Origin of the sequence: Ferrovibrio sp. (genome assembly GCF_041906005.1) — a bacterium.
Classification (GTDB): domain Bacteria; phylum Pseudomonadota; class Alphaproteobacteria; order Ferrovibrionales; family Ferrovibrionaceae; genus Ferrovibrio.
The window spans coordinates 733,282-748,407 of sequence record NZ_JAYRJY010000001.1 but is presented as its reverse complement, the minus strand read 5'-3'; the positions used below and the strand labels follow the sequence as shown (position 1 = coordinate 748,407).

Genomic DNA, 15,126 nt, shown 5'->3' with positions numbered 1-15,126 from the left:
GGCTCAGGGGGCCAGGTAGCCCTTTTTCGGTGCCGGACCGAGCGTGCCGCCGGCCGCCTTCACGGCGCGGATATAGGCGGCTTCGGATTTATAGGGGCCGAACTTGTTGAAGTCGTCGGGCGTGCAGGGCGTGAGCACGCCGCCCGAGCCGGGCTTGATCTTGAAATAGCCGCCGTCGCGGTGGATCAGCGGGATGATCTTCTTCTTGCGCGAAAACACCCGGCGCATGGTCGCCGAGTGATCCTTCATCGTCTCGAATTCTTCCGGGTCGAGCTTGAAGATGCGGTCGAAGGCCGCGACCATCTCGTCGACGAAGGCGCGCTCCACCACCTGCATGTTGGAAATGATCCAGCAGCGGTCCTCGAAATCCCAGTAATAGGTCAGGCCGATGAAATTGCCGGCCTTGTCGACATAGGGATAGAAGGGGAAGGAGCGGCAGGCGATGGTGCGGTTGTCGCGCTCGCAGAAGGCCGCGCCCTTGCATTCGATGGCGCAGGCATGGCTGGTCAGTTCATTGACGATCTTGCGCGAGGCCGCGTCGGTCGGTTTGTACTTGAACCACAGGTCGGTGCGGCTTTTCAGCAGCTCGAACTCGGCCTTTTCCACCACGGGAATGGCATTGTCGGTGTCGCAGCAGACCGGCTGGCCCTTGTTCAGCGGGGCGCATTTGCGGCCGCAATCCACCTTGGCCAGGTTGGCATTGTAGCGTTTGTAGATCTCGGCGAACTGGCGCGGGGTGATTCGGGGCTGGCTCATGGCGGCGCACCATACGCGGGCGGCCGGCTGCCGCCAAGCGGAAAGCTTCAGCCCAGCAGGAAGCCGGCGAAGAGGATCAGGCCGGTATCGCGGTTGGCGCGGAATTTCGCCAGGCAGTCGGCGCTGTCGTCGGGTTTCAGCGTCAGCACCTGCCAGAGGAAATGCAGGGCGGCGATGCCCAAGCAGATCCAGTAGGGCCAGCCCAGGCCGGCCATCCAGCCCACGATGGCGAGGCCCAGCAGGGTGAGGTCGTAGAAGCCGGCGATCCACAGCCGGGCGTGACCGCCGAATAAACGGGCGGTGGATTTCACCCCGATCAGCGCGTCGTCTTCCTTGTCCTGCAGGGCGTAGATGGTGTCGTAGCCCAGCGTCCAGACGATGCCCGACAGATAGAGAACCAGCGTGATCCAGTCGAGCCGGCCGCTGACCGCCGCATAGCCCAGCACGGCGCCCCAGTTGAAGGCTAGCCCTAAGAAGAATTGCGGCCACCAGGTGAAGCGCTTCATGAAGGGATAGATGGCGACCAGGCCCAGCGAGGCCACGCCGAGCAGGATCGCCAGCCCGTTCATCTGGATCAGCACGGCGAAACCGATCAGCGATTGCAGTACCAGCCAGATCCAGGCCTGTGTCACGCTCACCTGGCCCGAGGGGATCGGCCGCAGGCGGGTGCGCTCCACCTTGTCGTCGAAATCCCGGTCGACGATGTCGTTGAAGGTGCAGCCGGCCCCGCGCATCACCAGCGCGCCGATGCCGAACAGCAGGACCAGCCAATGATCCAGCGGCGCATCCTGGGGCCGCGCCAGCGCGATCGCCCACCAGCCGGGCAGCAGCAGAAGCCAGGTGCCGATCGGCCGATCCAGCCTTGAGAGCCGGGCATAGGGCCGCCAGCCGGCCGGCAGCCAGCGCTCGACCCAGTGGCCCTGCACGGCATCGGCGGGCGGCGCATCGGTCTGGTTCGTGACTTCGGGGTCGGGCTTTGCCATAACGCTCCTGTAGTCCGTCCGAGGATACCGTACAAGCATGAGCAATGTAGCCAAGGTCCGCCTCTTTGTGCCCACCGCCCTGAGCGGCGGTACCGAGGTTGCGTTGCCGCCCGACCAGGCGCATTACCTGCGCCATGTGCTGCGGCTGGGCGAGGGCGACACGATTGCCCTGTTCAATGGTCGCGACGGCGAATTCCATGCCACGCTCACCGCCCTGGGCAAGAAGGAAGTCCGCCTGCTGGTCGGCATGCAGACGCGGCCTTTCACGGCAACCGCAGACCTGTGGCTGTGTTTCGCGCCGATCCGCCAGGGCCGTATCGAGATGGTGATCGAGAAGGCCACCGAACTGGGGGTCGGCCGGTTGCTGCCGGTGCAGACCCGGCACTGCCAGATCGCGAAGGTGAACGGCGAGCGGCTGTCGGCCATTGCGCGTGAAGCGGCCGAGCAGAGCGAGCGACTGGATGTACCGCCGATTGAGAACCTGGTCACGCTGGAGAAACTGCTGGCCGTATGGCCGAAGGAGCGGCGTCTTTATGTCTGTGCCGAACGCAGCGAGGCCTTGCCGCTGCTGGCCGCTTTGCAGCCGCGCCCGAAGGACGAACCCTGTGCCCTGCTGGTCGGCCCCGAGGGCGGCTTCGCGCCGGAAGAACGGGAGTCTATGCTGCGTCATCCCGCCGTGGTGCCGGTGACGCTGGGACCGAATATCCTGCGGGCCGAAACGGCGTCGATCGCTGCCCTCGCCATTTTACAGGCAGCGCGGCAGAATTAATCTGCGTCACCAGGATTAATCACCGGGATTAATCTGCGTCATGGCGTGTCACGACGCAGTCATGCCCGGGCGGTATCCGGGTACTAGACAGGCCGGTCGATCTGCCCCATATGCCGGAGGCAGCCGTTCGGCCGCCGCTCAACCCCAGTAACGATAACAATAATCATTTCGAGGTTTTCATGTCCGGACCGGCCCAGGCCCCAGAAACGCCGATCACCGCCAAGGCGCAGCTTGTCGAGTATCTGGCGCAGGGCGGCAAGCCGAAGGCCGACTGGCGGATCGGCACCGAGCACGAGAAATTCGCCTACAGCATCGCCGACTTCCGTCCGCTGCCCTATGAAGGCGAGGCCAGCATCAAGCGCCTGCTGGTCGAGTTGCAGCGTTTCGGCTGGCAGCCGGTGACGGAGGGCGACAAGGTCATCGCGCTCACCATGGACAACCAGTCGATCACGCTGGAGCCGGGCGGCCAGTTCGAATTGTCGGGTGCCCCGCTGGAAACCATCCATCAGACCTGTATCGAGGTTTCGACCCATCTGAAGCAGCTGCGCGAGATCGACAGCGAGATCGGCGTGGCGATGATGGGCCTCGGCTTCAATCCGAAATGGCGCCGGCAGGACATCCCGGTGATGCCCAAGGGCCGCTACGGCATCATGAGCGCCTACATGCCCAAGAAGGGCAACCTTGGCCTCGACATGATGTTCCGCACCTGCACCGTGCAGGTGAACCTGGATTTCGCCGACGAAGCCGACATGGTGAAGAAATTCCGCGTCGGCCTGGCCCTGCAGCCGCTGGCCACCGCGCTGTTCGCCAACTCGCCCTTCACCGAGGGCAAGCCGAACGGTTTCCTGAGCTATCGCAGCCAGATCTGGACCGACACCGACCCCGACCGCACCGGCATGCTGGGCTTCGTGTTCGAGGATGGCATGGGCTTTGAGCGCTATGTCGACCACGCGCTCGACGTGCCGATGTATTTCGTCTATCGCGACGGCAAATACATCGATGCCTCGGGCCAGAGTTTCCGCGATTTCATGGCCGGCAAGCTGCCAGCCCTGCCGGGCGAAAAGCCCACCCTGCGCGACTGGGCCGACCATATCACCACGCTGTTCCCCGAGGTGCGCCTGAAGCGCTATCTGGAAATGCGTGGCGCCGATGGCGGCCCGTGGTCGCGGCTGTGCGCCCTGCCGGCCTTGTGGGTCGGCCTGCTGTATGAGCAGGAGGCGCTGGATGCCGCGTGGGATCTGTGCCGCGACTGGACCATTGCCGAACGCGAGCAACTGCGGATCGATGTGCCGAAATTCGGCCTGCACACCGAACTGCGCGGCCGGCGCCTGCAAAGCTATGCCATCGAGATGATGAAGATCGCCATGGCCGGGCTGAAGGCGCGCAAGCGCATCTCGCCGGCCGGCGAGGATGAAACGCATTTCCTCGAACCGCTGGTGCGCATCGCCGAATCCGGCGAGACGCCGGCGGAAGCGCTGCTCAAGCTTTACAACGGCCGCTGGAACAAGTCGGTCGATCCGGCCTTCACCGAACTGGCGTATTGAGCCAGGCGGCGAGCCGCGGCCCGTCGTAAAGCGAGCGCGGCAGGTCGGCGGCAAAGGCCGGCGGCGGAGCGGCAATGGCGCCGCGCAGGGCGGCCAGATGCTGCCGCGCCTGTGGCCATTGGCCGTTCTCCGCAAGCTCCGCGATGCCAACAAGCTGCCGCGACCATTCCTCCAGTGTCGCGCGGCTGCCACGCATGTTTTCGTCGGCGAAACGTTCGTGGATGAAACCGAGCTGGCCGCGGATCATCGTCACCAGCCGGCTTGCCAGCGCGGGATTCTCCTCGCCCAGCGGCACGCGCAGGGTGTCGAGATGATCGAGGATATCGGCCAGGTCCTGTCGTAACGTGACCGGCTGCGGCGTTTCAATGGCCGGCTGCAGCTTCTCCTGATAGGCGACCAGGGCATCCAGCAGTAGGGCATCGGGTTCGTCGCCGGCGAATTCCATCACGATGACGCGACGGGTGAAGTCACGCAGCGATGCCGTGCGGGCGTCATGACCGAAACGGTCTTTTGTTTTCACGCCGCGCAGGGACGGAATCTCCAGCGGGTTGTCGATGCCATCCTCGCCGCGCAGGTGCCAGAAGGCGTTGCTCACATCAATGCGGCCGGGCCGGTCGGACAGGCCGGGGATGAAGAAGGCATGGGTGGCGAAACCGCTGGCATGGCAGGCCTGGCAGGACAGGCCGGCCTTGCGTGCCGTGCCGCCGAGGATATCCGGCGAGCGGAAGGCCAGACGGCCGAAAGCGACATAGAAATTCCGCCCGTCCTCCAGCCGTTCGGCCGGCCGCTGGCTCAAGGCGTCCAGCGACAGGCTGCCGGCCGGCAGCCATTCGCGCGCGCCAACCAGCGACTGCGCCCCGGCACCGCCGGCGGCGAGGCCGAGCAGGGCTGCGGCAACGACGGCGAGACGGCGCACGGCCGCGAATATCAGTCGGTCTGCGACGGCAGGGCGTGGTCCATCTCGCGGGCCGGCTGTTCGCAGCCGCAATCGCCCAGCAGCTTGGCCGGCACGCCGGCCGCCGTGCAATGCGGGGGAACCGGGATCAGCACCACGCTGCCGGCGCCGATCTTGGCGCCTTCGCCGATCTCGATATTGCCCAGGATATTGGCGCCCGCGCCGATCAGCACGCCACGGCGGATCTTGGGATGACGGTCGCCGGTTTCCTTGCCGGTGCCGCCCAGGGTCACATTCTGCAGCAGCGACACGTCATCTTCGATCACGGCGGTCTCGCCGATCACCACGCCGGTGCCGTGATCGATCATGATGCCGCGACCGAAGCGGGTGGCCGGGTGGATATCGACCCCGAAGACCTCGGACGAGCGGTTCTGCAGCAGGAAGGCCATGGTCTCGCGCTTCTGGTGCCACAGCCAATGCGCCACGCGATGTGCCTGGATCGACTGGAAGCCCTTGAAGAACAGCAAAGGCTTCAAAAAACCCCTGCAGGCCGGGTCGCGCTCGTTCACCGCCACCAGATCGGCGCGCACGGCATTGCCGATATCGGGATCGGCGGCGAAGGCTTCCTCGATCACCTCGCGCATGCCCAGCACGGGCAGGGCATCGCTGCCCAGCTTCTGTGCCAGGATATAGCTGAGGGCATCTTCCAGCCGCTGATGATGCAGCACGGCGGAATGGGCCAGGCTGGCCAGCAACGGTTCCTCCGCGGCGGCGCGCAGGGCTTCCTCGCGGATCGAGGCCCAGACCGGGTCGTGGCTGACGATCTTGTTGGCGATGACGGGCATGGGGCTCCCTCCGGTACCGTTACGGCAGTTTACGCGGCTTTTGCGGTGCCGCCCACCGTCAATCCATCGATCAGCAGGGTTGGCTGGCCGACGCCGACCGGCACGCCCTGGCCCGATTTGCCGCAGGTGCCGATGCCGGCATCGAGCTTGAGGTCGTTGCCGACCGCCTTGACCTGCTTCAGCACTTCCGCGCCGGCGCCGATCAGGGTGGCGCCCTTGATCGGGGCGCCGACCTTGCCGTTCTCGATCATGTAGGCCTCGGTGCAGGAGAACACGAACTTGCCCGAGGTGATGTCGACCTGGCCGCCGCCGAAATTCACGGCATAGACGCCCTTTTTCACGCCGGCGAGGATTTCGCCCGGATCGCGGTCGCCGGCCAGCATGTAGGTATTGGTCATGCGCGGCAGCGGGCTGTGCGCGAAGGATTCGCGGCGGCCGTTGCCGGTCGGCTTCATGCCCATCAGGCGCGCATTCATGCGGTCCTGCATATAGCCTTTCAGGATGCCGTCCTCGATCAGCACGGTGTTTTCGGTCGGCGTGCCTTCGTCGTCGACGCTGAGCGAGCCGCGCCGACTTTCGATGGTGCCGTCGTCGACGATGGTGACGCCGGGCGCCGCCACGCGCTCGCCCATCAGGCCGGCGAAGACCGAGGTTTTCTTGCGGTTGAAATCACCTTCCAGGCCGTGGCCGATGGCCTCGTGCAGCAGGATGCCGGGCCAGCCGGGACCCAGCACCACGGTCATCTCGCCAGCCGGTGCCGGCACGGAATCCAGGTTTACCAGCGCCTGGCGCAGGGCGTCGTCGACTTCCGCCTGCCAATGGGCGGGGTCGAAGAAGCGGGCATAGCCGACGCGGCCGCCGGCGCCGCGGCTGCCGCTTTCCATGCGGTCGCCCTGGCCCGCCACGACGGATACGTTCAGCCGCACCAGCGGGCGGATATCCTCCACCATCGTGCCATCGGCGCGCAGGATCGCCACGGCCTGCCACGAACCGGCCAGCGAGGCGGAAACCTGCTTCACGCGCGGGTCTTTGGCGCGGGCATAGGCGTCGATGGCCTGCAGCAAAGCCACCTTCTGCTCGAAGGGAATTTCGTTCAGCGGATTGTCGTCGCCATAAAGATGGCGGTTGGTCGGCTGCGGCGGCTCGCTCATCACGCCGCCATGACCGGCGCGCACCGCCCGTACGGTGGTGGTGGCGCGGCGGATCGCCGCCTCGCTCAGGTCGGAGGCATGGGCATAGCCGGTCTGCTCGCCCGACACGGCGCGCAGGCCGAATCCCTGGCTGGTGTCGAAGCTGGCGGCTTTCAGCCGGCCGTCGTCGAAGCTGAAACTTTCCGACTGACTGTATTCCAGGAACAGCTCGCCGTCATCGGCACCCTGCAGGGCGTCGCCGATCAGCGTGTCGAGGCGCGCGCGGTCCAGCCCGGCGCGGGTGAAGAAAAGCTCCTGGGCGGCAGACGTGCCGGTCATGACGACCTCGTGCAAGACAATGAAAAACCAGCAAAAACAGACCGGCCGGGCCGGCGTGGAAATTATATGGCGCAGGGACGGGGGAAATACAGCCCCCCGGACGGTGCGATTTATCGCCGCCGGCGCTCACTTTGGCGCAGCAGGGTCGACATCTCATCGGCGGGCACCGGCCTGCTGATCAGATAGCCCTGCATTTCGCTGCAGCCGACGCCGCGCAGGAAATCCCGTTGCGCCGTGGTTTCGACGCCCTCGGCCACCACCGGCAGGTCGAGACCGGTCGCCATACCGATCATGGCGCGCACCAGGGCGATGTCGCGTTCGTTGCCGGGCAGATCGGCGATGAAGGCGCGGTCCAGCTTGATCTTGCGGATCGGCAGGCGCTGGATGTAGCTGAGCGACGAATAGCCGGTGCCGAAATCGTCCAGCGCCGCATCGATGCCGATCTCGGCCAGTTCGCGGATCGCCTGCACGGTGGCTTCCATGTTCTGGATGGCCGCCTGCTCGGTGATCTCGATGCCGAGGAAGGGAATCAGTTCCGGTTCTTCCTGGGCCATCTTGCGGAAATGGCCGGGCAGGTCGTCGCGGATGAACTGCTGGCCCGAGACGTTGACGAAGACGCGGCGCGGCTCGATGCCGTTGCGCCGCCAGCTGCGCAGCTGCTCGGATACCGTGGCGAAAACCCAGCGCGTGATCGGGATGATGCTGCCGGTTTCCTCGGCCAGCGGGATGAATTCCGACGGCGAGATCGCGCCCAGATCGGGATGGCGCCAGCGCAGCAGGGCCTCGATGGCGCAGATCGCGCCGGTCGCGGTTTCCACCACGGGCTGATAGACGATGTGAAACTCGTTGTTGTCGACCGCTGCATCCAGATGCATGGTCAGCTGCAGCCGCCGTTCGGCCGCGCGGGTCATTTCCGGGCTGTAGAAACGCGTGGAATCGCCGCCGGCCGAACGCACCAGTTTCATCGCCAGTTCGGCCTTGGCCAGGGCGTCGCTGATCTTTTCGCCCGGATCGTCGATGATGGCGGCGCCCATGCTGGCCTTCAGCGGCACGACGCGGCCGTCAACGGCAAGCGCCTTGGTCAGGTGGCCGTGGACGGCCTGGGCCAGGTTGAGGGCATTGTTGAGGTCGTTCACCGCCGCGAGGGCGGCGAACTGGTCGGCGGCGATGCGGCCGATCAGGGCTTCGCGCGGCAGCACCTCGGCCATGCGGTCGGCGGTCTGTTTCAGCACCATGTCGCCGATGTGATAGCCGAAGCCTTCGTTGATATCGCGGAAGCTGTCCATGTCGAGGTTGAACAGCACCCACAAGCCGCCATCCAGACGATGCTGGGCGCCCAGCATGCGTTCGGTCTCGGCGATGAAGCTGGCACGATTGAGGATGCCGGTCAGCGGATCGTTGCGGCTGGCGAATTCGGCGCGCAACTCGACATCGCGGCGGTCGGAGATATCGCGCACGATGCCGACGAAGCCGGGGCCATCCTCCCCGGCATATTCGCCGACGCTCAGATGGATCGGGAATATCTCGCCCGATTTCTTGCGGCCCAGCGTATCACGGCCGAGGCCCAGGATCTTGGCCCGTCCGGTAGCGAGATAGTTGCGCACATAGGAATCATGGCCCGACCGGAAGGGCTCCGGCATCAGGACCTTCACATTCTGCCCGACCAGTTCACCGGGCGGATAACCGAAGATCGTGGCGCAGGTATCGCTGACGCTGGAAATCGTGCCACTGCCGTCGATGCTGAGCACGCCCTCGTTCATGGTGTCGATCAGGGCGCGCAAGGTGTCGACCAGGCCGCTATCCGGCGCGATGACGGGTTTTTGCGCCGCCACCTTGGCCGGCGTGGCCGAAGCCGGCTTGGGCGGCGCCGGCGGTGGCACCGGCGGTGTCCATTCCTCGTCGACATCGGACAGCAGGCGCCAGCTCGGGAAGGTCATCTGCGCCTGGGTGCCGGCGCCAACCGTGCTGCTCAGCGACAGCGAGCCGCCATGCAGTTCCATCAAGCGTTTGCTGATCGACAGGCCGAGGCCGGTGCCGCCATGCTGGCGGGCCACTTCGGCCTTGGCGAGTTGGAATGGCTCGAAGATATGCTCCAGCCGTTCAGACGGAATGCCGATGCCGGTATCGATCACGGTGAGGGAGGGCGTGCCGTCAGGCAACTGGCGGAACACCACGTCGATGGTGCCGCCGCCGGGGGTGAATTTCACCGCGTTGCCCAGCAGGTTGATCAACACCTGCTTGACCACGCGTTCGTCGGCGCGCAGTTGCGGCAGATTCTCCGGCGACAGGTTGCGCAGGGTAATGCCGCCGCGTTCCGCCTGCGGCTTGACCATGGTCAGCGCCGACTGGATCACGGATGAAAGATCGACGGCTTTCTCATCCAGCGCGTAATAGCCGGCCTCGATGCGCGACATGTCCAGGATGTCGCCGATCAGGGCGAGCAGGTGGGTGCCCGAGGCATTGATGTCGCGGGCGTAATCGACATAGCGCGGCACGCCGACCGAACCGAACATCTGGTCGCGGATGATTTCGGAGAAGCCGATGATGGCGTTCAAAGGCGTGCGCAGCTCATGGCTCATATTGGCCAGGAACTGGCTCTTGGCGCGGCTGGCTTCCTCGGCCTGACGCAGCGCGGCCTCGATGCGGCGCTGCTGGCGGTATTGGTCGGTGATGTCGCGACCCGAGCCGCGATAGCCCATGAACCGGCCGCTGGCATCGAAGACCGGCTTGCCGTTGATCTCGATCCAGATTTCGTTGCCGGTCAGCAGCGAACAGTAGCGGAAGCCGCGAAAGGGTTCGTGGTTGTCGAGCTGGCGACGATGTTCCTGCCAGAACAGCATGTCGGTTTCGCTGTCGACCTGGATGGCGACTTCCCAGCGGCAGCGGCCCAGCATGGAGGCGCGCAGGCTGCCGGTATGGGCCGAGGACGAATCGGAAATCCAGGTGAACCGATGGTCGGCATCGGTCTCCCAGAACCAGTCCGAGGCCAGTTCGGCGAAATCGCGCAGTTTGTATTCGGCCACCTGCAGGGCGACCTGATGCATCTTTTCTGGCGTCGATGCCTCGGCGATGACCATCAGGCCGGCCACCCGGCCGGCGCCGTCATTCAGCGGGGCCACGGTCAGGCCCTGGCACAGCCAGCCATTGGCCCAGCGGATCAGGGTATTGCCGATCTGGCGGCGGCCCTCCTGGCGGGTAGTGTCGAGCAGGGCCCGCACCTTGTCGGATTCGCCGAGGGCAAAGCCGGCCGACAGGCCCTGGCCGGCCAGGGCGTCGGCGCTCATTTCCGTCAGGGCGGCATAAGCCGTGTTGCAGGACACGTATCGGTAGTCATCGCCGGGCCCATACTCAACCGTAAAGGCTGGTCGATCCAGCCAGTCGAGGATGTCCTGCGTCAATTTCCGCTGATTGGGATCGAGCATGCCTGCAAACCTTGCGAGCAGGCAGCTTAGGGGGCCGGCTGCGGTGGCGCAAGCGCAAGCCAAATCAAGGGGTAAGAGGCAGGATGGGTGCGCGCCAGGGCGCAGCGACAAATCGTCGCACGAGGGCGCCGGGCTTGGTCGGCCGGCAAGGGCTCGGTGTATGTTCCGCCTCGAAGAAGTGAGACTCTGTCTCTAGTTACAAGCGAGGGTATCAACGATGGGGTGGAAAACGTTTGCCGAGGCCTGCCGGGCTGCGCGCCGCGTTTCGGTTTCGGCTGCTATGGGGGCGCTGGGCGCCGTCCTGTTCCTGAATGCACCGGCTGGCGCACAGACGCCGGGCCTGCCGGCCCCCTGGCACCTCGGCATGCAGCCGGCGGTCAGCCCGGTGGCGTCGGAGATGCACAATTTCCATGATCTGCTGCTGTGGATCATCACGCTGATCACGGTTTTCGTGCTGGCGCTGCTGGTCTACGTGATCGTGCGCTTCCGCGCTTCGGCCAACCCGGTGCCGTCGAAGACCTCGCACAACACCCTGATCGAAGTGGCCTGGACCGTGGTGCCGATCCTGATCCTGATCGTGATCGCGGTGCCGTCCTTCAAGCTGCTGTATTTCGGCGACAAGACCAAGCAGGCTGAACTGACCATCAAGGCGATCGGCAAGCAGTGGTACTGGTCCTACGAATATCCGGATAACGGCAATTTCACCTTCGACGCGACGCTGGTGCAGGAAGCCGATCTCAAGCCCGGCCAGATGCGCCTGCTGGAGACCGACAATCCGGTGGTGGTGCCGGTCAATACCAATGTCCGCCTGCTGGTCACCGCGGCCGACGTGATCCACGCCTGGGCCATGCCGGCCTTTGGCGTGAAGAAGGATGCCGTGCCGGGCCGCACCAACGAAACCTGGTTCCGCGCCGAGCGCGAAGGCGTCTTCTATGGCCAGTGCTCGGAAATCTGCGGCGCCTACCACGGCTATATGCCGATCAAGGTGGTTGTGGTTTCCAAGGAGGCCTATGCCAAGTGGGCCGATGAAGCCAAGCAGAAGTTCGCCACCGTTGACGGCCCGTCGCCGCGTCTCGCCGACGCGCGCGTCGCCCAGTAACGCATCGTTTTAAGGAACAGGGGAGCGCCATGTCCCAGGCTCACGCCCACGCGGCCCATCACGACGACCATCATCTGCCGACCGGTTTCCGCCGGTGGGTCTATTCGACCAACCACAAGGATATCGGTACGCTGTATCTGATCTTCGCCGTCATGGCGGGCCTGATCGGCGGCTTCATGTCGGTGCTGATGCGCGCCGAGCTGATGAACCCCGGCAACGGCATCCTTGGCGACAACCATCACCTGTTCAACGTTCTGGTCACCGGCCACGGCCTGATCATGATCTTCTTCATGGTCATGCCGGCGATGATCGGCGGTTTCGGCAACTGGTTCGTGCCGCTGATGATCGGCGCGCCGGACATGGCCTTCCCGCGCATGAACAACATTTCCTTCTGGCTGCTGATTCCGGCTTTCGGCCTGCTGCTGCTCTCGACCATGGTCGAGGGCCCGGCCGGTGGCCTGGGCGTCGGCGGCGGCTGGACGATCTATCCGCCTCTGTCGTCGGATGTCGGCCATCCCGGCCCCGCCGTGGGCCTAGCCATCCTGAGCCTGCACATCGCCGGCGCCTCGTCGATCCTCGGCGCCATCAACTTCATCACCACCATCTTCAACATGCGCGCGCCGGGCATGACCCTGCACAAGATGCCGCTGTTCGTCTGGTCGGTGCTGATCACCGCTTTCCTGCTGCTGCTGTCGCTGCCGGTCCTGGCCGGCGGCATCACCATGCTGCTGACCGACCGCTATTTCGGCACCTCGTTCTTCAAGCCGGAAGGCGGCGGCGACCCGATCCTGTTCCAGCATCTGTTCTGGTTCTTCGGTCACCCCGAGGTGTACATCCTGATCCTGCCGGGCTTCGGCATCATCAGCCAGATCATCTCGACCTTCTCGAAGAAGCCGGTGTTCGGCTATCTCGGCATGGCTTATGCCATGGTCGCGATCGGCGTGGTCGGCTTCGTCGTCTGGGCGCACCACATGTACACGGTGGGCCTGGATGTCGACACCCGCGCCTATTTCACCGCGGCTACCATGGTGATTGCGGTGCCGACCGGCGTGAAGATCTTCTCGTGGATCGCGACGATGTGGGGCGGCTCAATCCGCTTCACCGTGCCGATGCTGTTCGCGGTGGGCTTCATCTTCCTGTTCACCGTTGGCGGCGTGACCGGCGTGGTGCTGGCCAATGCCGGTGTCGACACCTACCTGCATGACACCTATTACGTGGTGGCCCATTTCCACTACGTGCTGAGCCTCGGTGCCGTGTTCGCCATCTTCGCCGGCTTCTACTACTGGTTCGGCAAGATGTCGGGCTACGAGCTGAGCGAGACGGCGGGCCAGATCCACTTCTGGACCACCTTCATCGGCGTCAACCTGCTGTTCTTCCCGATGCACTTCCTGGGCCTGCAGGGCATGCCGCGCCGCATCCCGGACTATCCGGATGCCTTCGCCGGCTGGAACTTTGTTGCCTCGATCGGCGCCTATATCGCCTTTGCCTCGACGCTGTTCTTCGTCGGCTCGGTGATCTACGCCTTCCTGCGCAAGAAGCAGGCTGCCGCCAATCCGTGGGGCGAGGGTGCGACGACGCTGGAATGGACGCTGTCCTCGCCGCCGCCATTCCACCAGTACGAAAAACTTCCGGTCATCAAGTAAGGCCGGAAACTCCACGCCCCGGGAGTTGATACGTGTCTGACGCCAGTTACAGCGTTGAGCGCAGCGAGGCCGGCTCTGCCGGCCTCGCTGGCACTCATGATGCCCATCCGGCCGATTATCTCGCGCTGCTGAAGCCGCGCGTGATGTCGCTGGTGGTCTTCACCGGCCTGGTCGGCATGGTGCTGGCGCCGGGCGGGCTGCATCCGACATTGGCGGTCACGGCGCTGCTGTGCATCGCCATCGGCGCCGGCGCCTCGGGCGCGATCAACATGTGGTACGACGCCGATATCGACGCCGTGATGGCCCGCACCCAGGGCCGGCCGATCCCGCAGGGTCGCATCACCCGCGACCAGGCACTGGGTTTTGGCACCGTGCTGTCTTTCGCCTCGGTGCTGGTGATGGGGCTGGCGGTGAACTGGGTGGCCGCGGCGATCCTGGCGCTCACCATCGGCTTCTACGTCTTCATCTATACGATGTGGCTGAAGCGCCGCACGCCGCAGAATATCGTGATCGGCGGCGCCGCCGGCGCCTTCCCGCCGATGATCGGCTGGGCCGCCGTCACCGGCGATCTGTCGCTGCTGCCGGTGCTGCTGTTCGCGATCATCTTCATGTGGACGCCGCCGCATTTCTGGGCGCTGGCGCTGTATCGTTCCGACGATTACGCCCGCGCCGGCGTACCGATGCTGCCGGTGGTGGCCGGCGACCGCGAGACTCGCCGCCAGATCCTGATCTACAGCCTGCTGCTGGTGCCGATCACGCTCAGCCCGTGGGCGCTCGGCCTGGCCGGCTCGCTCTATGGCGGCGTGACCGCCGTGCTCGGCGCGATCTTCCTTGGCCTCGCCGTGCGCATCTGGCGCGGTACCGGCGACCGCGCCGCCAAGCATATGTTTGCCTATTCGATCCTGTATCTTTTCCTGCTGTTCGCCCTGCTGCTGGCCGAACGCGGGCTGGGTTGGGGGGCATGAGCGCGATGTCGCAGCATGACGAACACAAGCGCCGCCGCGCCCGCAACATCGCCTTGGCCCTGGTGCTGGGCGCGCTGGTCGTGCTGTTCTACTTCATCACCATCGCCAAGATGACGGGACGCGCCGGATGACGCCCGCCGCCCGCAAGAACCGCCGCATCGCATTGAGCTGCGCCGCCGTGGTGGCCGGCATGGTGGGGCTGACCTTCGCCTCCGCGCCGCTTTACGACCTGTTCTGCCGCGTCACCGGCTTCGCCGGCACGCCCCTGCGCGCCGCCAGCGCGCCGGGTGCGACCGATGCCGAGACGGCGACGATCACCGTGCGCTTCAACTCCGATATCGCTCCCGGCCTGCCCTGGCAGTTCCAGCCGGTGCAGCGCGAGGTGCGGGTGAAGCCCGGCGAGGAGACGCTGATTTTCTATCGCGCGTCCAACCAGACGACGCAGGCCGTCAGCGGCCAAGCCAGTTTCAACGTCACGCCGGAAAAGGCGGGGCAGTACTTCAACAAGATCGCCTGCTTCTGCTTCACCGAGCAGCGGCTGGAGCCGGGACAGAGCGTCGACATGCCGGTTTCGTTCTTCGTCGATCCCGATATCCTGAAGGATCCGAAGACCCGCGACGTCACCACCATCACCTTGAGCTACACCTTCTTCCGCCTGCCGGAAGAGAAGCGCGTTTCCGATCGTGGCGGTTCGGTCCGCCCGGTCAACTGAGATCAACTTGCGTAACTAGGGGGT

General features: G+C 65.2%; 13 protein-coding genes. 7 read left to right on the top strand and 6 right to left on the bottom strand.

Going from position 1 to position 15,126, the window contains the following annotated elements; all coding sequences use genetic code 11:
• Positions 1-3: 3 nt before the first annotated feature.
• On the bottom strand, positions 4-756 hold the full coding sequence (locus tag ACE3OO_RS03665; protein WP_374299826.1) for a hypothetical protein: 753 nt from the start codon (positions 754-756) through the stop codon (positions 4-6).
• 47 nt (positions 757-803) lie between these two features.
• Positions 804-1,739 (bottom strand): 4-hydroxybenzoate octaprenyltransferase, encoded by a 936-nt coding sequence (gene ubiA, locus ACE3OO_RS03660; RefSeq protein WP_374299824.1) that lies wholly within the window; start codon positions 1,737-1,739, stop codon positions 804-806.
• Positions 1,740-1,776: 37 nt separating this feature from the next.
• Here ubiA and ACE3OO_RS03655 point away from each other — a divergent pair, with 37 nt between their 5' ends.
• Entirely contained in the window at positions 1,777-2,508 is a 732-nt protein-coding gene (locus tag ACE3OO_RS03655; RefSeq protein ID WP_374299822.1) for a 16S rRNA (uracil(1498)-N(3))-methyltransferase, read from the top strand.
• Between the two features lie 179 nt (positions 2,509-2,687).
• Positions 2,688-4,052: a glutamate--cysteine ligase gene (locus ACE3OO_RS03650; RefSeq protein ID WP_374299820.1), complete on the top strand. Its 1,365-nt coding sequence runs from the start codon at positions 2,688-2,690 to the stop codon at positions 4,050-4,052.
• On the opposite strand, the gene ACE3OO_RS03645 is transcribed toward ACE3OO_RS03650, so the two are convergent.
• The 4 genes from ACE3OO_RS03645 to ACE3OO_RS03630 all read right to left on the bottom strand — a co-directional run bounded on the left by ACE3OO_RS03645 (position 4,033) and on the right by ACE3OO_RS03630 (position 10,683).
• A complete protein-coding gene (locus ACE3OO_RS03645) occupies positions 4,033-4,968 on the bottom strand; it encodes a hypothetical protein (protein WP_374299818.1) in 936 nt (311 codons plus the stop codon). The two genes, ACE3OO_RS03650 and ACE3OO_RS03645, sit on opposite strands and share 20 nt — an antisense overlap.
• An 11-nt stretch (positions 4,969-4,979) precedes the next feature.
• Positions 4,980-5,792 (bottom strand): serine O-acetyltransferase, encoded by an 813-nt coding sequence (gene cysE / locus ACE3OO_RS03640; RefSeq protein ID WP_374299816.1) that lies wholly within the window; start codon positions 5,790-5,792, stop codon positions 4,980-4,982.
• A 29-nt stretch (positions 5,793-5,821) separates the two neighbouring features.
• Positions 5,822-7,261, bottom strand: a complete 1,440-nt coding sequence (tldD, locus tag ACE3OO_RS03635; RefSeq protein ID WP_374299814.1) for a metalloprotease TldD — start codon at positions 7,259-7,261, stop codon at positions 5,822-5,824.
• 110 nt (positions 7,262-7,371) lie between these two features.
• Positions 7,372-10,683: an EAL domain-containing protein gene (locus tag ACE3OO_RS03630; protein WP_374299812.1), complete on the bottom strand. Its 3,312-nt coding sequence runs from the start codon at positions 10,681-10,683 to the stop codon at positions 7,372-7,374.
• Positions 10,684-10,900: 217 nt separating this feature from the next.
• Between ACE3OO_RS03630 and coxB the strand changes: the two genes are divergently transcribed.
• Genes coxB through ACE3OO_RS03605 form a run of 5 tightly spaced genes read left to right on the top strand, consistent with a single transcriptional unit; the run spans position 10,901 to position 15,102 of the window.
• On the top strand, positions 10,901-11,782 hold the full coding sequence (gene coxB, locus ACE3OO_RS03625) for a cytochrome c oxidase subunit II (protein ID WP_374299810.1): 882 nt from the start codon (positions 10,901-10,903) through the stop codon (positions 11,780-11,782).
• A 29-nt stretch (positions 11,783-11,811) separates the two neighbouring features.
• Positions 11,812-13,425 carry a cytochrome c oxidase subunit I gene (gene ctaD / locus ACE3OO_RS03620; RefSeq protein WP_374299808.1) on the top strand — a complete coding sequence of 538 codons (1,614 nt, stop codon included), beginning with the start codon at positions 11,812-11,814 and terminating at the stop codon, positions 13,423-13,425.
• A gap of 32 nt (positions 13,426-13,457) precedes the next feature.
• Positions 13,458-14,390, top strand: a complete 933-nt coding sequence (locus ACE3OO_RS03615) for a heme o synthase (protein ID WP_374299806.1) — start codon at positions 13,458-13,460, stop codon at positions 14,388-14,390.
• Entirely contained in the window at positions 14,387-14,521 is a 135-nt protein-coding gene (locus ACE3OO_RS03610) for a hypothetical protein (protein ID WP_374299804.1), read from the top strand. The genes ACE3OO_RS03615 and ACE3OO_RS03610 overlap by 4 nt, the downstream gene beginning before the upstream one ends.
• Complete coding sequence (locus ACE3OO_RS03605; RefSeq protein WP_374299802.1) at positions 14,518-15,102, top strand: cytochrome c oxidase assembly protein; 585 nt, start codon at positions 14,518-14,520, stop codon at positions 15,100-15,102. Before ACE3OO_RS03610 ends, ACE3OO_RS03605 begins: the two co-directional genes overlap by 4 nt.
• Positions 15,103-15,126: the final 24 nt, after the last annotated feature.